Origin of the sequence: Clostridium sp. JS66, from assembly GCF_033561535.1 — a bacterium.
Lineage (GTDB): Bacteria > Bacillota > Clostridia > Clostridiales > Clostridiaceae > Clostridium_AM > Clostridium_AM carboxidivorans.
Genome location: NZ_CP131467.1, coordinates 5,740,615 through 5,766,012 on the forward strand (window position 1 = coordinate 5,740,615; position 25,398 = coordinate 5,766,012).

The window sequence follows — 25,398 nt, forward strand, 5'->3', positions numbered from 1 at the left end:
TTTATTCACTTTTTACTAAAATTTTTAATATTTTTTATACATATCTTCTATTTCTTTTTTTATTTCTTCTCTAAGTTTTACAGGTTCAATAATTTCTGCATTTTTGCCAAATCCTAATATCCAATTTTTTACTTCTTGCAATTCATCCAAATACATAATTAACAATAAAGATCCATCATCTAATTTTTGCAATTGTTCATCAGGATGCCACTTCCCATTTTCTATAAAGTCTGAAACCTTTTTATCAAACTTTATTATAACTTTATTTTTATCGCCTTTAAAAACAGCCCAGTTTTCCTCTAAATATGTTTTTAAAGAAAAAGTATGAGGTATCATATATATTTCATCTGTTATCTTTAAACTCTGTATTCTTGATATTTTAAAACTTTCAACACGATCACTCTTATAATAGTAACCTATTATATACCATGCACCTTCTCTAAAAATCAAGTTATACGGATCCATCTTTTTTATAGTTAAATTATTTTTATTTGCAGAAAAGTAGTTTATGCTTAAAGTTCTTCCTCTACTCATAGCATAATTTATTTGAGATATTTTATCTTGTAAGTTTTGTAGTCCCCCAGCTTCATTAATTTTAAAATTTCCATTTTCATTTAAATATTTTAGTTCATCGTCTGAATTCACATATAAACTTTTTATTTTTGTTACAGCTGTTTGCAAATCTCTCTCATACATAAAACCATTTTCTTTTGTAAGTATTTGCGTAGACATAAGTAAAGATTGCAATTCCTCTTTGTTAAGTTTTGACGGTTTCATATAAAATTCTTGATCTATATAAAATCCTCCATACCTGCCTTTCTTAGTATGCACTGGTATGTTAGCCTTATTTAAACTATTAATATATCTATATATAGTTTTTTTATCAACTTCTAAAGTTTCTGCTAATTCCGTTGCCGTAGTAAGTCCTTTGTATTGTAATGTAATTATCATTTCTATTAAATGAGAAATTTTAGACATACTTTTTACCCCCAGTATAATTTTATCCTAATCTTTAATTATATCGGTATTTTTAACAAATTTTTTAGCATTTTCATACAAAATATTAAAATAAATTTTTATTTTTTTAAATTATTCATTAAACTTAAAGATATAAAAATAGACATATACAGTTTAAAAAACCATATATGCCTGTTTTCACATGTTGATTTGAGATAATTTACTTATTAATAACGCCATAGTAGTCACAAAATTAAATGTAAAATGATTGAACACGGAATACCAATATCCCTTTTTTTCTATTAAATAGCAATTGTATATTCCTATCCAAATTAATAAAGGAAAAGCTCTTAAATTAAAATGAATAAAGCCAAAAATTATACTACTCAACAAAGTTGCTAAATAGATACCTACCCTAGGCGTAAATGTCTTTTCAAATAGCAGCCATCTAAAAACAAATTCTTCAAGTATTGGTGCAAAAATTATAACTATTGGAATTATTATCAGAAATCTATTTAACGGCATATTAGACATCCAAGTAACTACTTCCTGTTCTTTAACTTGCACATTAAACTTAGAAACAATCATCGTTTCTATATTAGCAATTATGATTACTACAACATAAGAAAAAGTCGATAACTTTATAGCCGAAATAATATTAAATTTTTTTAAGCTAAATCCAAATCTTTCAAAATCATCACTTAATCTTTGACTTAAAGTTTGTTTTAAACTTTGCCTTGATGAATATAAACTATATACTCTATTAGCATCTTTTAAATACTTAATATTGATAATCGTAAAAATAAATGGAAAGATATTATTTGTAAATAAAGATGCTATTAAATATACTAAAGCTACTATAGATAATACTATTTTACTTCTATTTCTTTCCGCCGAAAACCTTATAAAAATTACAATTGGAGGAACATAAACAAATAAAAATACAAGCAGGTCTTTAATAATATCATATTTTACCATTATATATTCTCCTTATTTCGTATCCTCAACTCTTATAGCAGCTAGTTATTTATACACTGCTCAATTGCATCCAAAAGTTCCTCTTTACCCAGCTTTTTTAATGAAGAAAAAGTCAAAATTTCTTCATCATCACTTAATTCAAATGTTTCTCTAATAACCTTTAAATTCTTTCTCAATTCAGCTTTTTTCAATTTATCAATTTTAGTTGCCACTATGATAGCATCATAATTATAATGCTTTATCCATTTATACATAATTATGTCATCCTCAGTGGGTTTATGCCTGCAATCAACAAGTAGCATAACTTTTTTTAATTGTTCTCTACCTGTTAAATACCTTTCAATTACTTTGCCCCAACTTTCCTTTTCTGACTTTGAAACCTTTGCATATCCATAGCCAGGTAAGTCAACAAAATAAAATTCATTATTTATCAAAAAAAAGTTTACTAATCTGGTCTTTCCAGGAGTACCACTTACCTTAACCAGCTTTCTCCTATTAACTAAAGTATTTATTAAAGATGATTTTCCTACATTAGACCTTCCTACAAAAGCTATTTCAACTCTGTTATCTTGAGGATACTGATTTGGTACAACTGCAGAAATTACAAATTCCGATTGTTTTATTTCCATAAATTTATTTTCACCTACTCATTTTTAACTAAGGCATTTTCTAAAACAATATCTATTTTATCCGCCAATATATAATTTATTTTGCCTCTAACGGTTTTTGGTATTTTTATCAAATCTTTTTCATTGTCCTTTGGTATTATTACTGTAGTAATACCTGCTCTATAAGCAGCTAAACTTTTTTCCTTAAGTCCACCTATTGGAAGGACTCTACCTGTTAAGGTTATTTCGCCAGTCATAGCTACATTATGCTTAACCTTTATGCCGCTTAGTGCAGATATAATTGCAGTTATCATTGTAACACCTGCTGATGGACCATCTTTAGGTACAGCACCTTCTGGAGCGTGTATGTGCAAATCCTTCTCTTTATAGAAATTATCTTCTATTCCATATTTATGAGCGTTAGCTCTAACATAACTATATCCAGCTTTAGCAGATTCCTTCATGACATCACCTAATTGACCAGTTAGTTCTAATTTCCCTGTTCCAGGCATAACAGTTACTTCCACAGGTAAAGTATCTCCACCATATCCTGTCCATGCCATCCCCATTACTACTCCAACTTTATCTTCTTCATCAGCTTTATCATAAGTGAATATTTCAGGTCCAAGATAAGTCTTCACTTTAGTTGAATTAAGTATTATTCTCTTTTTATCTTTTTCCATAATCTCTGCTATAGCTTTTCTTATTACAGAAGATATTTTTCTTTCTAAGCTTCTAACTCCTGATTCCCTTGTATAGCTATCTATTATAAGTTGTATAGCTGAATCAGATATCTTTATTTTATCATCATCTATTTCATGTGCTTTCAATTCTTTTGCTACTAAATGTTCTTTTGCTATATGGAACTTTTCTTCACTGGTATATCCTGAAACCTCTATTATTTCCATTCTATCTAATAATGGTCTAGGTATATTTTCCAAGCTGTTAGCTGTAGTTATAAACAATACATTTGATAAATCAAATTCCAATTCAAGATAATGATCTCTAAATGTACTATTTTGTTCACTGTCTAATACTTCTAAAAGTGCATCTGCTGGATCACCTTTAAAATCATTGCTCATTTTGTCTATTTCATCTAATAAGAATAAAGGATTTTTCGACTTAGCTTGCTTCATTCCATATATTATTCTTCCTGGAATAGCTCCTACATAAGTTTTTCTATGTCCTCTTATTTCAGCTTCATCCCTAACACCACCTAAGGACATTCTAACAAAATTTCTGTTTAAAGCATGTGCTATAGATTTGCCTATAGAAGTCTTTCCTACTCCTGGAGGTCCAACAAGACAAAGTATTGGTCCTTTTAATGAATTGCTCATCTTTTTAACAGCTAAATATTCAATTATTCTATCCTTTACATCTTCAAGTCCATAATGTTCTTTTTCTAATACATCTCTAGCTGATTTTATATCTAAGTTATCTTCCGTTTGTTTATTCCAAGGAAGATCTAATATCCAGTCAAGATATGTTCTTATTACTCCACTTTCTGCTGAATATCCTCCATTACTTTTTAATCTTTCTAATTCATATAAAGCTTTTTCTTTAACATTCTTAGGAAGTTTAGCTTTACTTATTTTATTTTTATATTTAGCTAATTCCTTTTTATCCTCGTCTTCTTCTCCAAGTTCCTCTTGTATAGCTTTTAGTTGTTCCTTTAGATAATATTCCTTCTGTACTTTATCAATTTTATTTTTTACTTTTACACCTATTTTTCTCTCTATTTTTAATATATCAACTTCATTAATTAATATATCTAAAAGCTTTTGAAGTCTTTCTTCTACTTCATATGTGTTTAAAAGTTCCTGCTTTTTTTCTTGTTTAAGCGTAAGATACGAACTTATAACATCTGCAAGCCTTCCTGGATTATTTAGCTCCTCAAGTGTAACTATTGTATCTATTGGTATACTTCCTGATAATTTTATGTACTCATCAAAGTTTTTTCTAATTGAACGAACTAATGCCTCACATTTATTATTGTTAATACCATCTTCATCTACTAAACTCTCAACTTCAACTTTTAAAAATGGTTCTTTTTCAATATATTTTGCTAGCTTTCCTCTGCTTTCTCCTTCTACTAATACTCTTATAGTATCACCTGGAAGCTTAAGAATCTGTTTTATATTACAAATAGTCCCTGTTTCAAATATATCTTCTTCTTCAGGTTCTTCAATCTTGGCTTCTTTCTGAGCTGCTAAGAATATCTTTTGTTCATTAAGCATTGCTTCTTCAATCGCAACTATAGACTTTTCCCTGCCAACATCAAAATGTAGAACCATATATGGAAACACAGTAATGCCTCTTAACGGAATCAGAGGAAGAACTTCTAAATTTTTCTCCATTATTTCTCCCCTCACTTTTCAAATTTATTTCAACTTAATAATAATTTAATATATAATTAGACTAATATATTATACCCATAAAATAGTTTTTTTTCAATTACTCTATTCAACTTGTTATGTTTTTTAGATTATAAATAAGTAGTTTATTCTTTTTAAATTAAAAATCATATAAAAAAGTACTTTAACACAAAAATAAATTTAGTATTAAAATACTTTTTTTGATTTTAAGCCTTTAGAGATTCTGCCGCTAATACATCAATATTAGTATTTATGCAATTGGATTTATCTTCTACATTTTCTTTTTCCAATGCTATTTTTATAACTTCTTTTATATTTTTAACTGTTATAACCTTTATTCCATCTAATTTAGAAAAACTTTGCTGCCAATTTTCATCTGGTATTATGGCAATTTTGGCACCTGCTTTTTTTGCTGCCTGAACTTTGGCATTTACTCCACCAACAGCTCTTACATCTCCATGTATAGACAGCTCTCCTGTCATTGCAACTTCATTACTTACAGGAATATTGCTTATAGCGCTGTATACTGCTGTAGCAATGCTTATACCTGCAGAAGGTCCATCTACTGGTGCTCCTCCTGAAAAGTTTATATGTATATCATATTCGTCACAATTTAGCCCAAAGCTTCTCTCAATAACAGTAATCACATTTTCTACAGAACATCTAGCCGTACTAGTTCTTATCATTTTTCTATTTTGATTACTTATTTCCTCTTCTTCTACAATACCTGTTATTTTCAATACTCCTTTTCTAGTATTAGATTTTTTAGCGGTAGCCTCTATTTCCATTACAGCTCCAATATTTGATCCATAAACAGCCAAACCATTAACATAACCCACAGCAGGACTATCATTTATTGTTTTTTCAAATCTTGGCGAATATTGTCCATTTTCAATTACCCATTCAACATCTTCTATTGTAATATTATTTCTATCCTCATTTAAAGCTATACCTGAAGCTAATTGAATTAAATTTACAGCATCTCTACCATTTTCACAATACTTACCCACCATACTACAAGCTTTATCATCTATGTTAAAACCTATTTTGTTTACAGCGTTAAGAGCTATTGTTTTAATTTCTTCTGGATTAAGTGCTCTAAAAAACACTTCAACACACCTAGATCTTAAAGCTGGAGTAATTTCTTCTGGATTCCTTGTTGTTGCACCAACAAGCCTAAAGTCAGCTGGAAGACCATTTTCAAAAATATCCCTAATATATGTTGGCATATTTGTATCTGATGAATTGTAATATGAACTATCTAAAAAAACTTTTCTATCTTCTAATACCTTTAAAAGCTTATTCATTTCTATATGATGAAGTTCGCCTATTTCATCAATAAATAATATACCTCCATGAGCCTTTGTAACTGCTCCTGGCTTAGGCTGAGGTATACCAGCAACTCCTAAAGGTCCTGCTCCTTGGTAAATGGGATCATGGACAGAACCTATAAGCGGATCAGCTATTCCCCTGTCATCAAACCTTATAGTTGTGGCATCTATTTCAATAAACTTTGAAACTTCAGTAAAAGGAGAATAATTTTTTTTCTTAGCGTATTTAAGCACTAACCTAGCTGCAGCTGTTTTACCAATTCCAGGAGGTCCATATATTATTACATGTTGTGGATTTGGACCACAAAGTGCTGCTTGAAGTGCTTTTATCCCCTTTTCCTGACCTATAATTTCATTAAAATCTGATGGTCTGCTCTTTTCCGTAAGAGGTTCTGTGAGCTTTATATTTCTGAGCTTTTTTAAGTTCTCCATTTCTTTTTTACTTTCTTTATCAATAACTATCCTATTCGATTTTTGACCTTTAAGTGCATTTAAAAAATAAAGCCCCATAATTATAGTAAATACCATTTCAATAATCATTAAAGTGTACATCATCGTTTAAAACCTCTCTCCAATAGTTTTATTTCATGACTATATGTTATAATATTATTATTTTTCATGGATACTGTCATTTTCATATTATGCACATTTTTTATTTTGTATATTCTATAAAAATCTTATATTATAAAATTTTTACTAATTGTTATATCAGCTTTACTTTAAAATAAAAAAGAGTACTGAATAAAAACAGTACTCTTTTATTATCATATTATGCGCTTTCTGAACCTTTTCTTGTTCTAGACTTTTTTACTTTTATAGGAGTTCTCTTATCTCCTTCTGCGTTAATAAGCTCTGGCTTCTTCGTCTCTATAGTATCTTTGTTTATAACTACTTTAGCAATTTCTTCTTTTGAAGGAATTTCAAACATTATATCCTTCATTGTTTCCTCAATTATAGCTCTTAACCCTCTAGCACCTGTGTTTCTTTTTACAGCTTCATTAGCTATAGCTTCCAAAGCTTCATCTTCAAAATCGAGTTCAACATTATCAATTTCGAAAAGTCTCTTATACTGCTTAACAAGTGCATTTTTAGGCTCTTTTAATATACTAATTAAGGCATTTTTATCTAATGCATCAAGAGTCACTACTATAGGAAGTCTTCCTACGAATTCAGGAATAAGGCCAAATTTCAAAAGATCTCCTGGCATTATTTCTTGTAAAAGTTTTCCTATATCCTTTTCCTTTTTAGACTGTATTTCAGCTCCAAATCCCAAGGTGCTTACTCTAGTTCTACTTTCAATAATTTTGTCAACTCCATCAAAGGCACCACCACAAATAAATAATATGTTTGTAGTATTTATTTGTATAAATTCCTGATGTGGATGCTTTCTTCCTCCTTGAGGTGGTACTGAAGCTACTGTACCTTCAAGTATTTTTAACAATGCTTGTTGTACTCCTTCTCCAGATACATCTCTTGTTATAGATGGATTCTCTGACTTTCTAGCTATTTTATCTATTTCGTCTATATATACAATTCCTCTTTCTGCTCTTTCTATGTCATAATCGGAATTTTGAATAAGCTTTAAAAGTATATTCTCAACATCCTCACCTACATAACCAGCTTCAGTTAAAGTTGTAGCATCTGCAATTGCAAATGGAACATTTAAAAACTTAGCTAATGTTTGTGCTAAAAGAGTTTTTCCTGAACCTGTAGGTCCTAGTAATAAAATATTACTTTTTTGTAATTCTACATCATCATTATTAGTATTTGAATTTATTCTCTTATAATGATTATAAACTGCTACTGCCAAAGACTTTTTTGCTTCATTTTGACCTATTACATATTGATCAAGATAGTTTTTTATTTCTATTGGTTTTGGAAGAGATGTCATATCTACTTGAGCATCTTCTTCAAAATCATCAGTTATTATTTCAGAACAAAGTTCTATACATTCATCACAAATGTATACGCCTGGTCCTGCTATTAATCTTCTAACTTGATCTTGAGTTTTACCACAAAAAGAACATTTTAATTGCTTTTTATCATCAATTTTGGCCATCTCTACACCTCTCTATAAGGTTATTTCTTCTTTACCATAATTTCGTCTATAAGTCCATATTCTTTAGCTTCTTCTGCTGACATAAAGTTGTCTCTCTCTGTATCCTTTTCAATCGTTTCTAGTGGCTGACCTGTTCTTTCACTGAATATAGTATTCAATTTTTTCTTTATTTTTAGTATTCTTTCAGCATGAATGCCTATATCTGTTGCCTGACCTTGAAATCCTCCCAATGGTTGATGTATCATAATTTCAGCATTTGGAAGTGCAACTCTCTTTCCTTTTGCACCTGCATTTAGCAAAAAGGCTCCCATTGAAGCAGCCATTCCTATGCATATTGTAGACACATCTGGTTTTATATATTGCATTGTATCATAAATTGCCATTCCAGCTGTTATAGAGCCTCCTGGGCTATTTATGTATAAATATATATCCTTATCAGGGTCTTCAGCCTCTAAGAAAAGTAATTGTGCAACCACAAGACTAGCAGTTACATCATTAACTTCTTCAGTTAACATTACTACTCTGTCTTTCAGTAGCCTAGAATAGATATCGTAAGATCTTTCTCCTCTATTAGTTTGTTCAACAACTACTGGTACTAAACTCATAATTCTCTCCTCCTTTTTAAATCATATGAATGATTTTAACCCATTTAAAATTTATAAATTTAAAATTAATTGCCAGAAAAATTCCTGGCAATTAATCCTTTTAACATATTATGCTATTTCTTTACTATTGTCTACTAACATCTTTATAACTTTTTCATTAATTACACCAAGTTTTAAATAACTCTTCTGTGAATCTAGGATTAATTTTGATGTTTTTTCGATGTCTTTGCCGCCATATTGTTTTGCCATTTCTGCTGCTTTAGCTAAAAGTTCTTCTTCTGTTGCTTCAATTTTTTCAACTTTTGATATTTCTTCAATAGTTAAATCAGTCTTTACTCTCTTTTCTGCAGTTTCTTTCATATATTCTCTAACTTTTGCTTCTGTATTATTTGTATATTGATAATATGTTTGAAGGTCTAATCCTTGATATTTTAATCTCATTTCTAGATCTTTTAACATATTGTCAATTTCTTTATCTATCATAGCTTTAGGAATATCTATTGTTGCATTTTCACAAACTGCATCAATAACTGCTTCTTCATATTCTCTCTTAGTTCTTAATTCATTTGCTTCTTCCATCTTTTTCTTTAGATCTGCTTTTAACTCATCTATTGTATCAAATTCTGAAACTTCTTTAGCAAATTCATCATCTAAAGCTGGTAGCTCTTTTAATTTTATATCTTTAACAGTAACTTTAAAAGTTGCTTCCTTGCCATTTAATTCTTCTTTGCCATATTCTTCTGGGAATGTTACTACAACATCTTTTGAATCCCCTTTGTTTAAACCTATTAACTGATCTTCAAAGTTATCTATAAATGTACCTGAACCAATTTCTAGTTCATAATCTTTTCCTTCTCCACCTTCAAAAGCTTTATTATCAACAAAACCTTTAAAGTCTACAACTGCTATATTTCCTTTTTCAATTGAACCTTCTTCTTTTGTTTCAACTCTTGCATTTTTCTGTTGCATTGCTTTTAATTCATTATCAATTTCTTCATCTTTTACTTCATATACATTTTTCTTAACTTCTAGTCCCTTGTAATCCCCAAGTTTTACTTCTGGAACAACAGTTACTTTTGCTGTATATATGAAATCTTTTCCTTCTTCTATTTGAACTATGTCTATTTGTGGATAATCAACTGGCTTTACATCATTTTCTTGTAAAGCTTGTGGATATGTATCATCACAACAGAAGTTTATTGCATCTTCATAAAATACATTATTTCCATAATACTTTTCTATTATATTTTTTGGAGCTTTACCTTTTCTAAATCCTGGTATATTAAACTTTTTAGCATTTTTGTTAAATGCCTTTTTCATTGCTCCCTTAAATTCTTGTGCATCAACTGTTATTTCTAATTTTACAACATTATTTTCTATTTTTTCTACTTTAGCATTCATTATACTATTCCTCCTAATCACCATACGTGCTTATGTTAACCACAACATTATAACATATATTTAAAAGTATTAACATACATTGAATTAATGTTATGAGTTATTTAACATTTAGATTAAATTTCTGTATTATAATTATATACCAAAAAATATAAATTTTACAATTAATTTTTAATTTATATTTCATTAGTCAAAAACTGTTTTGAGGCTTTAATTTCATCATAACTAGAATAGTTATTACTGTATACTTCAATAATTCCTATTTCATTATAACCTATTTCCTTTAATTTACAAGATATTTTTTTAAAATTTACATCACCTTTCCCTGGCAATAAACAAACATTGTTATCATCTCTATCGTTTATATGAAAGTTAACCATAGAGCTTCCCATTATATCCATATACTTTTCTGGAAGTGTATGTGCTTTATATGCTTGCTTTATATCCAATGTAAAATATATTGGATATTTTACATTTTCCTTTACCATATTTAAAAATCCTAAATCTGAAGATATGCACCAAGATACATTTTCTTGAGCAAGCTCTATACCTTCTTCCATAGCTAAATATGTTAATTTATTATATACCTCTAATACAAGTTTATAATTTAAATCATTTATATTCTTATATCTCATTCCATGAAAAGTGTAACATTTAGCACCTAAAATCTTAGCTGCCCTGCATACCTTCTTAAAACATAAAAACATGTCATCTCTTCTTCTCTTATAATCATCAAAAAGATAAGGTTCAAAAGCTGAAGATAAGCAATGAACTGAATGAATTTTAAAATCATATTTAAGCTTTTCTTCCAAAACTTTTTCTGCAAAATCCTCTTCATATTCACTAGGGCTATTTAAAAATATTTCTCCACTTTTAAATCCTAAATTACTCATAAAGCTTATACTATTTTCAGTATCAATATTAGGGTAAAAGCTAGCTGATGATATACCTATTTCCATTGTGTCCTCCAAACTTATTCACTAACATTTCCATCTGATGTTAAAAATAAAGTTTTACCACCTGAAATTACTGTTAATCCTTTATCTGTTAACTTATCAAATTTTACATCTTCACTTTCTGGAATATTTTGAACTAACATTTGATTTTTATTTGCAATAGTCTCAATCCAAACATACTTTGTAGTCTTTCCCAACCATGGAAGTTGGCTTATATATGCAACATTGTTTTCATCTATGAATCTTGGTGAAGAACACCACACATAGTTAGGTTGTGCTGAAAGTTGTGCATTTCTTGCTATTACTGTTCCATCACTTGCAGTATACTGCATATTGCTTATATCTTGCTTATTTCCATTTATATCCACAAGTATAATACCTTGAACTTTATCATCATAAACTATCATATTCTTACCTGATGGGCTTATACTATAAACTACATTACTTTCTGTTGGCGATACCCCTTTAAAGACTTTATCTCCATTTTTAGTTTCATATATTGCATTTATACTTTTTCCATTGCTTAAACTAATTGCATAACCTGTTGATTTTTCTGTTTTTTGTTCCTTTTTAGGAGTTATTTCTGGTTGTTTTTTTGCCTCTTTAGTATTATCAGTAGTAACATTTTTAGCCTGATTTATGTTCTTACTTATATCCTTAAATATTCCTTGGGCAGATATTGCTGTAAATATAACTAAAACAACACCTATGACAACAGCGAAGGTGATTGTTTTCCTTCTTCTTCTCATCTTCTTTTCATAGTCTTTACTAAATATACTTGGTTTTGCCACCTTCAATTCCTCCTACATAAAATATTAAAAATTATACTATTGTTCTTTTATTATACCATAATAACTCATTATTTATTATAACTCAAAAGCATAAATAATAATAATTTTTTGTTACTATTACAAATATTTTATTTATAAAATTCAAATCAATTTAAGTAAAAAAATCTTATGAAAAACAATTTTCATAAGATTTTTTAATATTAATTTAAATATTCTAACATGCTCATATACTCTATTTTTTCATTGCTCTTTTTAAAATTTATAGCTGTTAAAAATATTTTTGCAGTATCTATACATGTAAATACTGGAACTCTATATTCGGCAGCTTTACGCCTTAACTTAAATCCTTCACTCTCAGGATTATTTCCTCTAGTTGGTGTATTTATAAGCATTTTTATTTTTCCATCCACTATAAATTCTGAAACCTGATCCAAACCTATTATTGTACAATCTATTGAATTTTCCTTTAAATAGTTACCAGTTCCTTCTGAAGCATAAAATTTAAATCCAAGTTTTTGATAATCTTTTATTATGTCTATTCCTTCTTTTTTATCTACATCTTTTAATGACACATAAATACTTCCTTCTGTAACTATATTCACACCAGAAGCACTAAATCCCTTATATATGGCCTTATCTAAAGTATGATCTACTCCTAGTACTTCCCCTGTAGATTTCATTTCTGGTCCTAAGTACATATCTGCATCAGCTAGCTTTTCTCCTGAAAAAACAGGTACCTTTACAGCAAATAAATCTTTATTCTTTAAAAGACCTGTACCATACTTAAACTCACTTAATTTTTTTCCTAACATAACTTCTACAGCTATTTTAACCATTGGCACACCAGTAACTTTGCTGAGTATAGGCACTGTTCTTGATGCTCTAGGGTTAACTTCTATTACATAAACATTATTTCCATCAAATACATATTGTATATTAACAAGTCCTATTATATTCATATTCTTTGTTATCTTTTTTGTATATGCAATTAAAGTATTTATTGTTTCTTCTTTTAAAGTCATATAAGGATATACTGTTATACTATCTCCTGAATGTACTCCTGTTCTTTCAACATGTTCCATTATTCCTGGCATTAATATATCTTCACCATCACATATAGCATCAACTTCTATTTCTGTTCCTTTAATATATCTATCTATAAGAATAGTATGATCTGTTGAAACTTGAACTGCCTCATTCATATATTTTGTAAGACCCTTTTTATCATATACCACTTCCATAGCACGGCCTCCAATTACATAGGAAGGTCTTACTACCACTGGATATTGAAGTTTCTCTACTGCCTTATAAGCTTCCTCAATACTTGTAACTGCTGTTCCTGTTGGTGATGGAATATTCAGTTGTTGTAAAAACTTTCTAAACTTATCTCTATCTTCTGCAAGATCTATAGCTTCAAAAGAACTTCCTAATATCTTCACACCTTTTTCATAAAGTTTTTGTGCTAAATTTATAGATGTCTGTCCACCAAGTTGAACTATAACGCCTTCTACCTTTTCCCTATTTACAATATTCATTACATCATCAATATGAAGTGGTTCAAAATAAAGCTTATCTGCTGTATCAAAATCGGTACTTACTGTTTCAGGGTTATTATTTATTATTATTGCTTTATGTCCAGTTTCCTTTATAGCCCATACACCATGTACGCAGCAGTAATCAAATTCTATCCCCTGTCCTATTCTTATAGGACCTGAACCTATTACCAATACTTTTTTATCATCAGTTATTATATTTTCATCCTCATCCTCATAGCAAGAATAGTAATAAGGTGTTTGTGCTTCAAACTCTCCACTGCAGGTATCAACCATTTTGTACACTGGATATATATTGTTCTTAACTCTAAAATCATCTATTTCTTCTTTAGATTCTCCTGAAATTCCATATATCTCTTCTTCTATAAATCCCATTGCTTCTGCATCATATAAAAGGCTCGCATTCATTTTTTCTGTTTTTAGCCTATTTTCCATAACTACAATATTATTTATGCCATTTAAAAACCATTTATCTATTTTAGTTATATTATGCAATTTCTCTACAGTGACCCCTTTTCTTAAAGCCTCTGTTACAGCAAATATTCTTTGGTCATCCTGCATTTTTATCTTTTCTATAAGTTCATCCACAGTCATTTCTTCCATTTTGTGTATCTTTAAAGTAGAGAACTTTCCGTCTAAAGATGTTACAGCTTTTAATAGTGAACTTTCAAAAGTTCTGCTTATTGCCATTACTTCTCCTGTAGCCTTCATTTGAGTACCTAACATTCTCTCTGCTTTGCTAAATTTATCAAATGGCCACTTTGGTATTTTTGTTACCACATAATCTAATGTTGGTTCAAAACAAGCACTGGAATTTCCAGTAACGTAATTTTTCAATTCATCCAAACTGTAACCAATAGCTATTTTTGATGCTATTTTTGCTATAGGATATCCTGTAGCTTTTGAAGCCAAAGCACTAGAACGACTAACCCTAGGGTTAACTTCTATTACCACATAATTGCTGCTTTCTGTATCCAGTGCAAATTGTATATTACATCCACCTTCTATTTTAAGACTTCTTATTATATCTATGGCTGCTTTTCTAAGCATATGATATTCCTTATCTCTTAAAGTTTGTGAAGGTGCTACTACTATACTGTCACCTGTGTGTATACCTACAGGATCTATATTTTCCATGTTACATATAATAATACAGTTATCTTTTCCATCCCTTATAACCTCATATTCAAGCTCTTTCCATCCTGCTACACTTTGTTCCAAAAGTATTTGACCTATAGGACTCATTTTTATTCCCAAATCACATATTTCTAGAAGCTGATCCATGTTTTCAGCTATTCCGCCGCCAGTTCCTCCAAGTGTATATGCAGGTCTTATTATTACAGGAAAGCCATACTTATCTACAAAATCAACACATTCATCTACATTAGTAGCTATAATACTCATAGGTATAGGTTGATTGTTTTCTATCATTAGCTTTTTAAATTCTTCTCTATCCTCTGCTTTTTTTATAGCTTCACTATTTATTCCTAAAAGTTCTACTTTAAATTCATCTAACACACCATTTTTTTTCAATTCCATAGCAAGATTTAAGGCAGTCTGACCTCCAAAGCCTGCTAAGATTCCATCTGGTCTTTCTTTTCTTATTATCTCTTTTACACATTCTAAAGTTAAAGGTTCTATATAAACCTTATCTGCCATGTTACTATCTGTCATTATAGTGGCTGGATTGCTATTTATAAGAATGGTTTCTATACCTTCTTCCTTTATAGCTTTACATGCTTGAGTTCCTGAATAATCAAATTCAGCTGCTTGACCTATTATTATTGGACCTGATCCTAATATTAAAACCTTTTTTAAACTTTTATCTAAAGCCATTATTGCTACCTCCTGATTTCCAAACCTTTAATTATGCCTTCATTGATTTTATAAATTTATCAAACAAGTATGCTGAGTCTTGTGGTCCTGGTGCACCTTCTGGATGAAACTGCACAGAAAATACAGGAAGCTCTTTATGTCTCATGCCCTCCACTGTATTGTCATTTAAGTTTACATGAGTTATAATCATTTTTTCTTTTACACTTTCAGCATCTACTGCGTATCCATGATTTTGGGATGTTATATATGCTCTATCCTTTTCTATATCATATACCCCATGATTTCCACCTCTATGTCCATATTTCATCTTATAAGTATCTCCTCCAACTGCTAGAGCCAACATCTGATGTCCTAAACATATTCCAAAGATCGGATATTTATCAATTATACTTTTTATTAATTTTATTCCTTCTTTTACTGTTTTAGGATCTCCAGGTCCATTACTCAAAAGAATTCCTTGCGGATTGAGTTTTACTATTTCTTCATAAGCTGTATCATAAGGCAATATTGTTATATCACACTCTCTATGCTTTAAATTTTCTATTATATTTGATTTTACTCCAAAATCTATAACAGCAACCTTTGCACCCTGGCCCTCTATGTGAATAGCTTTCTTGGTACTAACCTCTTCCATAAAGTTTCCTTGTAGTTCAGTTTTGTCTAAGTATTCATCAAGCTGTTTTTTACTTAATTCTTCTGTTGATATTACACACTTCATGGCTCCTTTATTTCTTACCTTCTTAGTTATACTTCTTGTATCTAAATCATAAACCCCAACTACATTCATCCTTTTAAGCATCTGATCTACAGTATTTTCGCTTAAGTAGTTAGAAGGATTATCTGATATGTTTTTAACCACAAAACCTTTTGCATGTACTTTAGTAGATTCATCTTCAAAACTGTTTACACCATAGTTACCTATTAATGGATACGTCATTGTTATTACCTGTCCAGCATAAGATGGATCTGTAAGTATTTCCTGATATCCCGTTATTGAAGTATTAAAAACAAGCTCTCCAACAGAAGTTCCATTTTTGCCAAAACCTTTTCCCTCATATATGCTTCCATCTTCTAAATATAATAATCCGTTCATACTATTCACCTCTATAATTTTTTATAAATAAAGCCCCCTGTATGTCACAGAAGGTTCAAACCTATTTCACTTTAAACTTAAATTTATGCAACATTTATGTATAAAATGAAACTTGTCATTTGCTTTTTAATTGATTTTACGTTAATTTTCAAATTTAGGCTGCTTATTTTTATTCATTACTATTAATATTTATACATAGAATATCACAATGCTGATTTGTTGTCAATAAAAGCTTTTAATTAAAAAAGTACTATTAGCGTTTTATTTAATTGTAACTTTTACACAATGCAAAAATTAAATTGTAAAAGAAGATTTTTATTAAAAAACCAGCTTCGCATATTGATGTGAAACTAGTTTTTTGTGGTACGGTATGTGTCCCATCGCTTACTTATATATCAAGATATAAACTCTATTTCCACGTTTTAAATTTACAGCTATAAATATGTGTTATGAAACTTTCTCAACTATAGTTACTTTAGTAGTAATGTCAAAATATGTTTTATTATGTTATAATTAACAAGGTATGAAGAAAGGGGTAGTTACAATTATGAGGCCTAGTATCTTAAATTTTTTTTTAAAAGACGCTTTAAAAAATCTTAGAAGAAACGCTACTGTTAGCATTTCTTCAATTACTACAGTAATGTCAACATTATTTGTTTTAGGATTATTTTTGCTATTCATATTGAATATTAAAATGGGAATTATCAGTATTTACTCCCAATTTGAAATACGAGTAACTTTAAAGGATAATATAAAGATTACAGACCAGCAAAATATATATAATAAAATAAAAGTGACAAATGATGTAACTGATATTACTTTTAAAAATTATAACCCTCTATCAAAATCTTATATAATTAAAGTAAATGGACCAAATAATATACCTAAAATAATTTCTCAGCTTAGTGGATTACAAGGTATAAAAGAAATTAAAGGTGGACAAAATGTTCCAATAAAAACTTTAGTACTAACTAAAATAATTCAATTGATAGGAGCAATACTTTTCCTTATACTTATGGCAGTATCATTCTTTTTAATTAAAAATACAATAAAACTTGCTATATATCCAAGACATAATGAAATTAGTATAATGCAATATGTTGGTGCAACAGATTGGTTTATTAGATGTCCATTTATTCTTGAGGGAATGATAATTGGATTTTTAGGATCAGTGTCCGCAGTAATAATAATTTATTTTTTATATAGTTTTATATATAAACAAGTAACTCCTTATTTATCAACAGTGTTTATTAGCTTTATAGATCCTTCTTTTATATTAACAACTATGTCATGGAGCTTTATACTTATTGGGATAATTCTAAGTACTATAGGAAGTACTTTGGTTGTAAAAAAGTTCTTAATAATTTAATGGAGCAAGTAAAAGTCGGAAATAAAAAATCCTTTAATAGCTATAAAGCATTTTTTATTTCTAAACTTGCAATTATAAGTTGCAATATAGGAGGATTTATTGGTGCAGTTATATGCTGGTATATTCTAAACAATTTAAAATTAATATAAGAGGTGACATTAATGGAAAAAGAAAGTAAATTTAGATTATTCCTTATTATATTCTTGATACTCCCTACATTTTCTTCCACACTAGATATGACCCAACAATTATTATCATTAATAAATATAGGGTCAGTTAGTGTATCAAAAAATACGATTTTACTTCACTTAGTTTTATATTTAATTCAGATATTAAGCATTATTTTAATACTTAAGCTAAGTAAAATGGGTATACTTTTATATTTAATATTAAATATTCCAAGTGATATATTCACGCTTTTTAAAAAATTCAATACACCTAATTTGACCTTAATACATATAATTCTTCCTATAACATTTACGATAATTTCATACTTAATCATGTTTTTCTTATTACGTCCTTTATGGAAAGAATTTAATTAATAGAATACATATAAAAAAAACAGACCCCAAACTTAAAAAGTTTGAGGTCTAAAATGAAATTCAAAAATATATAAAATATATATATTAAGGAAAATACTTAGCTAATTATTTAATATTCCTGCTGCCAGGTTTTACATATGGGGTACCTTCTTTGCACATAGGGCACTGTTCCTTTTCATAACTTTTAATATCTAACTTTACAGCACTGTATAAAGGATATTCTACTTCTACCCCTTCTGCCCTTCTATCTACTATACAGGTTATTCCTACTACTTCTCCACCTAGATCTTTAATTATATTTGCTACTTCTAGAAAAGACTTACCTGTAGTTATAACATCCTCTGATATTATAGCCTTCTGTCCTTTCTTTATTTCAAATCCTCTTCTTATAGTCATATTTCCATCTTGTCTTTCAGCAAATATTCCAGGCTTTCCTGTTTGTCTTGCTAATTCATAGGATACAACTACGCCTCCCATAGCTGGTCCTACTATAATATCAAAATCTACATCTTTAAGCTTATCTGCTACTACTTTTAAAACTTTTGCAGCTTTATCAGGATATTGGAGTAATTTTGCACACTGGCAATATCTATTACTATGTTTTCCTGAAGATAGAAGGAAATGTCCTTCTAAAAGTGCACCTACTTCTTTCAGTGTATCTATAACCATTTTATCTGTGTTTTCCATTTTAAATTCCTCCATATACATGAAATTTTATACGATTCCTCTTATTTCACATAAATCTTTTATATTTTCTTTTTCCATATAACTCTTTATTCCATTTATAATATCTAAACATATATCTGGCTTTATAAAATTTGCTGTTCCAACTTGAATTGCAGTAGCACCTGCCATAATAAATTCTACAGCATCCTTCCAGCTGCTTATTCCTCCAAGTCCTATTACAGGAACATTTACTGCTTTACTAACTTCATAAACCATTCTAAGTGCTATAGGTTTTATTGCAGGACCTGAAAGACCTGCTGAAATATTATTAAATACAGGTTCTCTTTTATTAATATCTATAGCCATACCTTTAAAAGTATTTACAAGAGATATAGAATCTGCTCCTGCCTCACAACATCTATAGGCCATATCTATGATATCCTCTGCATTAGGTGAAAGTTTCACCATCAAAGGTTTTTTGCAAATCTTTTTAACTTCAGATACTACTTCAAAAGCAACTTTTGATTTAATTCCAAAAGCCATTCCTCCTGATTTAACATTAGGACAGGATATATTAAGTTCTAGTATGTCTATATCCGTACTATTAAGCTTTTCTACGCCTTTTATATAATCCTCAATAGCTGCTCCACCTAAATTGGCTATTATAGCTGTATCAAACTTTTTCATATTTTCAAGTTCATACTGTATAAAATGATCAACTCCTGGATTTTGAAGTCCTACACTATTTAACATTCCGCCTCTTGTTTCAAATACTCTTATACCATCATTTCCTTCTTTAGGATTCAATGTAAGACCTTTAGTACATATTCCTCCTAATCTTGATATATCATAAAAATTAGCATATTCCTCACCAAAACCAAAAGTACCTGACGCAGCAATAACTGGATTTTTCAAATCTACTCCGCATATATTCACATTCATCTTAATTCTCCATTCTGAGTTATTAATTAATAACTCATATGATATCTTCCCCTGAAAACACTGGACCATCCTTGCAGGTTCTTTTGTTTCCATGCTTTGTTTTACAAGTACATACTAAACAGGCGCCTACACCACAGGCCATATGTTTTTCCATAGAAACATAAACTTTTACATTTTTATCTTTGCAAAGCTTAATTACTTTATTCATCATAATTTCTGGTCCACAGCATAAGACTACATCATAAAGCTCAGGTTTAAATATATCCGTTATATATCCCTTATGTCCTTCTCTTCCAGTTTCAGTTGATATATTTACATTTTCAACAATTCCCTTAAATTCATCAATAATGTAGCTTTTATCTCTAAACCCTGCATACAAATCTACCTTGCACTCCTTAAGGGATTCTGCCACATACTGCATAGGCGCTGTTCCTATACCTCCTGAAACTATGGCTACTTTTCCTTTTATGTCATCTATGTCAAATCCATTTCCAAGTGGTCCCATAATTTCTACAGTTTCAAACTTCTTCAAATTACTTAAAATTTCAGTTCCTTCACCAACTACTTGATATAAAAAAACTATTTTTTCTTCATCTATATGATTTATACTTATAGGCCTTGATAAAATAGGCTCTTTGTTCCAACATTTCAACATATAAAACTGACCTGGCTTACCATTAAACTTGCCTTTAATAGTTAATTTATATACTGGATTTTCTATTTCAATATTTTCATAAACTTTTTCAGTTGAATAATTCATCTTTACTTTTTCCATAAATCATTCTCTCTTCCCTAAATAACTAATTATATATATTTAGCCATTAATTTTCAATTTACTAAGTATGTCATCTCTCATTCTTACAGCTTCTTTTCTTGCACATTCTGCGTAATTTTTTTCTCCATCTTCAACCTTTTTATAGGCAAGTAATATTCCTCTAGAAGAATTAACTACTCCACCATTTCCCTGATGCAAGTAAAGTGCTACATCTTCAGCTTTTCCTCCTTGTGCTCCATATCCAGGTATAAGGAAAAACATCTTATTTAAATCAGCTCTAAGCTTTATTCCTTCTTCTACATGAGTACATCCAACAACTCCACCTATGGAACTATATCCACAGCTTCCCATGCACTGCTCTCCAATTTGTTGTATTTTTTCTCCTACGACGTTATAAACTTTTTCTTTTTCCTTCGTATCTACATACTGTATATCTTCAGCACCTTTATTAGATGTTCTAACTAGCAAAAACAAACCTTTTTCTTTATTTTTCACATAAGGTAAATAAGGTTCCACCCCATCCAAGCCCATATATGGATTTAGAGTTACAAAGTCACTTTCAAAATCTCCTTCAAAATGTGCTTTTGCATACATCTCTGCTGTTTTAGCTATATCCCCTCTTTTTATATCTGCAATTACTATAGCCTTTTTACTTCTTATATATTCAAGAGTTTTCTTATAAACCATTAGCCCTGATATACCTAATGCTTCATAATATGCTATTTGAACTTTATAACAGCTAGCTACATCTAAAGTTGCATCTATTATATTTTTATTGTATTCAAAAATAGCATCTTCTATTGAAGTATTCTTGTTAATTACCCACTTAGGAATATATTCTATATCAGTATCTAAACCAACACATACATGACCATTCTTTTCTACACTTTCAAACAATTTATCTATTATCATAATTGATTACAGCTCCATTCATACTTTATTGGATTTTTATGCTCACTTTTACATTTCGCTAAATACTGTATTTCCAGACTTTAATGTTCTTATCACAGCTCCATATACTTGCATTCCATTAAAAGGAGTATTTTTACCCTTTGATTTAAAAGTATCTGAGCATATTTCATATTTTTTCTCTGTATCTACTAAAACTAAATCTGCATCATAGCCTATTTTTATTTGTCCTTTTTTAACACCCATTATATAAGCTGGATTTTTAGACATTATCTCTGAAAGCTTACTAAAACTTATTTTTTCTTCTTTTACAAGCTTTGTATAGCATACTGAAAAAGCAGTTTCTATTCCTGATATTCCTGGTGACCCATTCTTTTTATCCTCTGCCGTATGTGGTGCATGGTCTGTACTTATAGCATCTACCCATCCATCTTTTATAGACTTTATTAAAAACTCAACATCCTCTTTTTTTCTAATAGGAGGATTTACTCTATAATCATTATCTACAAGTGCTATATGGTGTGGTGCAACTTCACAAGTTACATTAATTCCTTTTTTCTTAGCTTCTATAATATATTCCATGGATTCTTTTGTACTTACATGTGCTATATGAACTGCACATCCTGTAAATTCAGCTAATGCTATATTTCTCCATGTCATAGTGTTTTCTGACAACCTTGTATCTATATTACTAAGTAAATGTTCCTCACAATGACACATAACAATTCTGCCGCTCTCTTTTGCTTTAACCATTGCCTCAAGCATAACTTTGCTATCCATTACGTCACTTCCATCCTCTGATATTATTTTTACAGAAGGATCTAATCTATCTAAGTGACTTATATCTTTTCCATCAAAGTTATTTGTTATGCTTGATACTTGATGAACATCTATAATTCCTACTTCTTTTGCTCTATTTAAAACATAATTTATAGTATCCATATTGCTGCATACAGGCTTAGTATTTGCCATAAGGTTTACCATAGTATATCCACCCTTAGCTGCAGCATAACTTCCACTTTCAATATCTTCTTTATTTGTAAAACCAGGCTCTCTAAAATGTACATGTAAGTCTATAAATGATGGTAATAATGTTAATCCTTCAGCATCTATAATTTTACAATCCTTTTTTAAGTTCTTTCCCATTTCACAAATTATACCTTCATTTATATAAACATCTCCAATAAAATTCTGCGACCAATCTACTATTTTTGCATTTTTTATTAATAGTTCCATATATGCATCCCCTTTCTTCCAACTAAGAGTTAATTCGGTTCTACATATCTGAAACTCTGTAGGTTTCGTCACAGTATAAACATCTGTACTCTCCATGTTCCTCATCTGTAAGATAAAATACATGTGCTAAATCTCTTTCTACAGAAGTTATACATCTTGGATTTTTGCATTTTATTATATTTTCAACTTTTTCAGGTAACTTTAATTTTATCTTCTCCTTTATTTGTTCGTCTTCTATTATATCTATTGTTATATTAGGATCTATAAATCCTAGTACTTTAAGATCCAATTCTAAATTATTCTCTATCTTAATTATGTCTTTTTTTCCACACTTCTTACTTTCTGCATTCATTATTAATGCAACTGAATAATCAACATTATCTAATCCTAAGTAATTAAATATCTTTATTCCGTGTCCAGCCCTTATATGATCTATTACTATACCATTTCTCACACTATTTATTGTTAACATATTATAATCCCCCTTCAAAATTATCTAACACCTAAAAGCTTAGCAATTAATGCCATTCTCACATACATTCCGTATTTAGCTTGTTTGAAATAGCAAGCTCTATGGTCATCATCTACTTCATAGGCTATTTCATTAACTCTTGGAAGAGGGTGAAGAACTATCATATCCTCTGATGCTATAGACATTTTTGCTTCATCCAATATATAGCTATCCTTAAGTCTTATATAATCTTCCTCATTAAAAAATCTTTCTTTTTGAACTCTTGTCATATAAAGTATATCCAAATCTCCTATAACATCTTCTAACTTTTCTACTTCTTTATACTCTATATTATTTTTATTTAATTCTTTAATTATATACTCTGGGACTTTAAGTTCTTTAGGGGCTATCAAAACAAATTTATTATTTTGATATCTAGATATAGCCTTTATTAGGGAGTGAACTGTTCTTCCAAATTTTAAATCTCCGCAAAGACCTATTTTTAAATTTGACAATCTGCCTTTTATAGACTTAATTGTTAAAAGATCTGTAAGTGTTTGTGTTGGATGCTGATGTCCACCATCTCCAGCATTTATAACTGGTATTGGAGAATTAATAGCTGCAACCTTAGGTGCTCCTTCTTTAGGATGTCTCATAGCAACTATATCTGCATAACACCCTACTGTTCTTATAGTATCTGCTACGCTTTCTCCCTTTGCAACTGAACTTGAATTTGGTTCTGAAAATCCTATAACCTGACCACCAAGTCTTAACATTGCTGCTTCAAAGCTGAATCTAGTTCTTGTACTTGGTTCATAGAATAGTGTGGCTAGTAATTTACCCTGACAAACATGGGTAAATTCTTCTGGACTTGCAATAATTTGACCTGCTAATTTAAAAATTTCCTCTAATTCTTCTAATGTAAAATCCATAGGGTCTATTAAATTTCTACCTTTTAACATAATATCTCCTCCTTCTTAGCCTCTCTGTGCTAAATTTAAAGGTATAAAAAAATGCCTTTCCTTTAAAGATTAAGGAAGGCATGGTTTCTACATACATTTTGATTATACTTTTTTCTTCAATTTGCCTTTCTAATCTCTCTGGATTAGTTTTAAAGGTTATAAAAATTTTAATATTCAACTTTTATCTTATTTACTGTATCATAATTTATATACAAAGTCAATATCTATTTCAAGGACTTTGCTACTAATGCAGCACCTATAGCTCCTGCATATCTGCCTAATTCATCAGCTTTAACCTTTGATTGAAGCTTTTCCGATAATTTTTTTATTATATACTTATTGCTACTTAATCCGCCTGTTAAAAAGTAGTTGAAACTATCTGAATGTTTTTGGCATAAAGACTTTACCTTACTTGCGATAGAATCTACTACTCCACAAGCAATATCCTCTCTTTTTTTTCCACTGCCAATTAAACTTATAACTTCTGATTCTGCAAAAACTGTACACATAGAACTTATAGTAATTTCTTCCCCTTGCTCTGACATTTCACACATTTCTGTTATACTGAGTCCCAAAGTGTTTGCCATAAGTTCTAAAAATCTTCCTGTACCTGCTGCACATTTATCATTCATGGTGAAATTAGTTACCTTTCCATCCTGTACAGTTATTACTTTAGTATCTTGTCCTCCTATGTCTATAACAGTACAGTCTTCACCTAAAATATGGTATGCTCCTTTTCCATGACAAGTTATTTCAGTAACAGTTTTATCTGCATAAGGCACAGAAACTCTGCCGTAACCTGTAGCAACAATCCTAGAGTTATCTTTGTTCAAATTTAATTCTTCCAATCTTTCTTTTATGTCCTCTGCTGTTTTTACACTACTCCATCCTGTAGGCAAAACAAAGGTATTTTCCATTTCATCACCATTAAAAATACAAACCTTTGAAGCAGTTGATCCTATATCTATTCCTACGTAAAACATTAAAAACCTCCAGTTTAACAGAA

At 29.8% G+C, this 25,398-nt stretch carries 21 protein-coding genes; 1 reads left to right on the plus strand and 20 read right to left on the minus strand.

What is annotated here, in order from left to right; all coding sequences use genetic code 11:
* Positions 1–24: 24 nt before the first annotated feature.
* From Q6H37_RS26635 to carA, 12 genes are all read right to left on the minus strand, one after another.
* A complete protein-coding gene (locus tag Q6H37_RS26635) occupies positions 25–978 on the minus strand; it encodes a YafY family protein (RefSeq protein WP_318737910.1) in 954 nt (317 codons plus the stop codon).
* 177 nt (positions 979–1,155) lie between these two features.
* The gene (locus Q6H37_RS26640) at positions 1,156–1,935 is read right to left on the minus strand and encodes a CPBP family intramembrane glutamic endopeptidase (protein WP_318737911.1); all 780 of its coding nucleotides are present in this window, start codon (positions 1,933–1,935) and stop codon (positions 1,156–1,158) included.
* Between the two features lie 41 nt (positions 1,936–1,976).
* Complete coding sequence (gene yihA, locus Q6H37_RS26645; RefSeq protein ID WP_007064097.1) at positions 1,977–2,564, minus strand: ribosome biogenesis GTP-binding protein YihA/YsxC; 588 nt, start codon at positions 2,562–2,564, stop codon at positions 1,977–1,979.
* A gap of 14 nt (positions 2,565–2,578) precedes the next feature.
* The gene (lon, locus tag Q6H37_RS26650) at positions 2,579–4,900 is read right to left on the minus strand and encodes an endopeptidase La (RefSeq protein WP_318737912.1); all 2,322 of its coding nucleotides are present in this window, start codon (positions 4,898–4,900) and stop codon (positions 2,579–2,581) included.
* Positions 4,901–5,124: 224 nt separating this feature from the next.
* Entirely contained in the window at positions 5,125–6,804 is a 1,680-nt protein-coding gene (lonB, locus tag Q6H37_RS26655; RefSeq protein WP_318737913.1) for an ATP-dependent protease LonB, read from the minus strand.
* A 214-nt stretch (positions 6,805–7,018) separates the two neighbouring features.
* On the minus strand, positions 7,019–8,308 hold the full coding sequence (gene clpX, locus Q6H37_RS26660; protein ID WP_318737914.1) for an ATP-dependent Clp protease ATP-binding subunit ClpX: 1,290 nt from the start codon (positions 8,306–8,308) through the stop codon (positions 7,019–7,021).
* Positions 8,309–8,328: 20 nt separating this feature from the next.
* Positions 8,329–8,913 (minus strand): ATP-dependent Clp endopeptidase proteolytic subunit ClpP, encoded by a 585-nt coding sequence (gene clpP / locus Q6H37_RS26665; protein WP_007064191.1) that lies wholly within the window; start codon positions 8,911–8,913, stop codon positions 8,329–8,331.
* A 108-nt stretch (positions 8,914–9,021) separates the two neighbouring features.
* Positions 9,022–10,314: a trigger factor gene (gene tig, locus Q6H37_RS26670; protein WP_318737915.1), complete on the minus strand. Its 1,293-nt coding sequence runs from the start codon at positions 10,312–10,314 to the stop codon at positions 9,022–9,024.
* 173 nt (positions 10,315–10,487) lie between these two features.
* Positions 10,488–11,270 (minus strand): sugar phosphate isomerase/epimerase, encoded by a 783-nt coding sequence (locus tag Q6H37_RS26675; RefSeq protein ID WP_318737916.1) that lies wholly within the window; start codon positions 11,268–11,270, stop codon positions 10,488–10,490.
* 14 nt (positions 11,271–11,284) lie between these two features.
* Positions 11,285–12,058, minus strand: coding sequence for a hypothetical protein (locus tag Q6H37_RS26680; protein ID WP_318737917.1), 774 nt, complete (start codon positions 12,056–12,058; stop codon positions 11,285–11,287).
* 200 nt (positions 12,059–12,258) lie between these two features.
* On the minus strand, positions 12,259–15,447 hold the full coding sequence (carB, locus tag Q6H37_RS26685) for a carbamoyl-phosphate synthase (glutamine-hydrolyzing) large subunit (RefSeq protein WP_318737918.1): 3,189 nt from the start codon (positions 15,445–15,447) through the stop codon (positions 12,259–12,261).
* Positions 15,448–15,478: 31 nt separating this feature from the next.
* Complete coding sequence (carA, locus tag Q6H37_RS26690) at positions 15,479–16,540, minus strand: glutamine-hydrolyzing carbamoyl-phosphate synthase small subunit (RefSeq protein ID WP_318737919.1); 1,062 nt, start codon at positions 16,538–16,540, stop codon at positions 15,479–15,481.
* 547 nt (positions 16,541–17,087) lie between these two features.
* On the opposite strand from carA, the gene Q6H37_RS26695 reads away from it, so the two are divergent.
* On the plus strand, positions 17,088–17,909 hold the full coding sequence (locus Q6H37_RS26695) for an FtsX-like permease family protein (protein WP_318737920.1): 822 nt from the start codon (positions 17,088–17,090) through the stop codon (positions 17,907–17,909).
* 647 nt (positions 17,910–18,556) lie between these two features.
* Here the strand turns inward: Q6H37_RS26695 and pyrE are convergent.
* The 8 genes from pyrE to Q6H37_RS26735 form a co-directional block, all read right to left on the minus strand.
* A complete protein-coding gene (gene pyrE, locus Q6H37_RS26700; protein ID WP_318737921.1) occupies positions 18,557–19,138 on the minus strand; it encodes an orotate phosphoribosyltransferase in 582 nt (193 codons plus the stop codon).
* Positions 19,139–19,165: 27 nt separating this feature from the next.
* Positions 19,166–20,059, minus strand: a complete 894-nt coding sequence (locus Q6H37_RS26705; protein ID WP_318737922.1) for a dihydroorotate dehydrogenase — start codon at positions 20,057–20,059, stop codon at positions 19,166–19,168.
* Between the two features lie 34 nt (positions 20,060–20,093).
* The gene (locus tag Q6H37_RS26710) at positions 20,094–20,834 is read right to left on the minus strand and encodes a dihydroorotate dehydrogenase electron transfer subunit (protein WP_412523890.1); all 741 of its coding nucleotides are present in this window, start codon (positions 20,832–20,834) and stop codon (positions 20,094–20,096) included.
* A 39-nt stretch (positions 20,835–20,873) separates the two neighbouring features.
* Entirely contained in the window at positions 20,874–21,746 is an 873-nt protein-coding gene (pyrF, locus tag Q6H37_RS26715) for an orotidine-5'-phosphate decarboxylase (protein ID WP_318737923.1), read from the minus strand.
* A gap of 48 nt (positions 21,747–21,794) precedes the next feature.
* Complete coding sequence (locus Q6H37_RS26720; protein WP_318737924.1) at positions 21,795–22,979, minus strand: dihydroorotase; 1,185 nt, start codon at positions 22,977–22,979, stop codon at positions 21,795–21,797.
* Between the two features lie 40 nt (positions 22,980–23,019).
* Entirely contained in the window at positions 23,020–23,451 is a 432-nt protein-coding gene (locus tag Q6H37_RS26725; protein ID WP_318737925.1) for an aspartate carbamoyltransferase regulatory subunit, read from the minus strand.
* A 20-nt stretch (positions 23,452–23,471) separates the two neighbouring features.
* On the minus strand, positions 23,472–24,392 hold the full coding sequence (gene pyrB / locus Q6H37_RS26730) for an aspartate carbamoyltransferase (RefSeq protein WP_318737926.1): 921 nt from the start codon (positions 24,390–24,392) through the stop codon (positions 23,472–23,474).
* Between the two features lie 224 nt (positions 24,393–24,616).
* Positions 24,617–25,375, minus strand: a complete 759-nt coding sequence (locus tag Q6H37_RS26735; RefSeq protein WP_318737927.1) for an acyl-CoA dehydratase activase — start codon at positions 25,373–25,375, stop codon at positions 24,617–24,619.
* Positions 25,376–25,398: the final 23 nt, after the last annotated feature.

What these genes read in the sequence shown, in the direction of transcription:
- Q6H37_RS26635 (WP_318737910.1), bottom strand. Translation starts at nt 978, where the DNA reads ATGTCTAAAATTTCTCATTTAATAGAAATGATAATTACATTACAATAC.
- Q6H37_RS26640 (WP_318737911.1), bottom strand. Translation starts at nt 1,935, where the DNA reads ATGGTAAAATATGATATTATTAAAGACCTGCTTGTATTTTTATTTGTT.
- yihA (WP_007064097.1), bottom strand. Translation starts at nt 2,564, where the DNA reads ATGGAAATAAAACAATCGGAATTTGTAATTTCTGCAGTTGTACCAAAT.
- lon (WP_318737912.1), bottom strand. Translation starts at nt 4,900, where the DNA reads ATGGAGAAAAATTTAGAAGTTCTTCCTCTGATTCCGTTAAGAGGCATT.
- lonB (WP_318737913.1), bottom strand. Translation starts at nt 6,804, where the DNA reads ATGATGTACACTTTAATGATTATTGAAATGGTATTTACTATAATTATG.
- clpX (WP_318737914.1), bottom strand. Translation starts at nt 8,308, where the DNA reads ATGGCCAAAATTGATGATAAAAAGCAATTAAAATGTTCTTTTTGTGGT.
- clpP (WP_007064191.1), bottom strand. Translation starts at nt 8,913, where the DNA reads ATGAGTTTAGTACCAGTAGTTGTTGAACAAACTAATAGAGGAGAAAGA.
- tig (WP_318737915.1), bottom strand. Translation starts at nt 10,314, where the DNA reads ATGAATGCTAAAGTAGAAAAAATAGAAAATAATGTTGTAAAATTAGAA.
- Q6H37_RS26675 (WP_318737916.1), bottom strand. Translation starts at nt 11,270, where the DNA reads ATGGAAATAGGTATATCATCAGCTAGCTTTTACCCTAATATTGATACT.
- carB (WP_318737918.1), bottom strand. Translation starts at nt 15,447, where the DNA reads ATGGCTTTAGATAAAAGTTTAAAAAAGGTTTTAATATTAGGATCAGGT.
- carA (WP_318737919.1), bottom strand. Translation starts at nt 16,540, where the DNA reads ATGAACGGATTATTATATTTAGAAGATGGAAGCATATATGAGGGAAAA.
- Q6H37_RS26695 (WP_318737920.1), top strand. Translation starts at nt 17,088, where the DNA reads ATGAGGCCTAGTATCTTAAATTTTTTTTTAAAAGACGCTTTAAAAAAT.
- pyrE (WP_318737921.1), bottom strand. Translation starts at nt 19,138, where the DNA reads ATGGAAAACACAGATAAAATGGTTATAGATACACTGAAAGAAGTAGGT.
- Q6H37_RS26705 (WP_318737922.1), bottom strand. Translation starts at nt 20,059, where the DNA reads ATGAATGTGAATATATGCGGAGTAGATTTGAAAAATCCAGTTATTGCT.
- Q6H37_RS26710 (WP_412523890.1), bottom strand. Translation starts at nt 20,834, where the DNA reads ATGGAAAAAGTAAAGATGAATTATTCAACTGAAAAAGTTTATGAAAAT.
- pyrF (WP_318737923.1), bottom strand. Translation starts at nt 21,746, where the DNA reads ATGATAATAGATAAATTGTTTGAAAGTGTAGAAAAGAATGGTCATGTA.
- Q6H37_RS26720 (WP_318737924.1), bottom strand. Translation starts at nt 22,979, where the DNA reads ATGGAACTATTAATAAAAAATGCAAAAATAGTAGATTGGTCGCAGAAT.
- Q6H37_RS26725 (WP_318737925.1), bottom strand. Translation starts at nt 23,451, where the DNA reads ATGTTAACAATAAATAGTGTGAGAAATGGTATAGTAATAGATCATATA.
- pyrB (WP_318737926.1), bottom strand. Translation starts at nt 24,392, where the DNA reads ATGTTAAAAGGTAGAAATTTAATAGACCCTATGGATTTTACATTAGAA.
- Q6H37_RS26735 (WP_318737927.1), bottom strand. Translation starts at nt 25,375, where the DNA reads ATGTTTTACGTAGGAATAGATATAGGATCAACTGCTTCAAAGGTTTGT.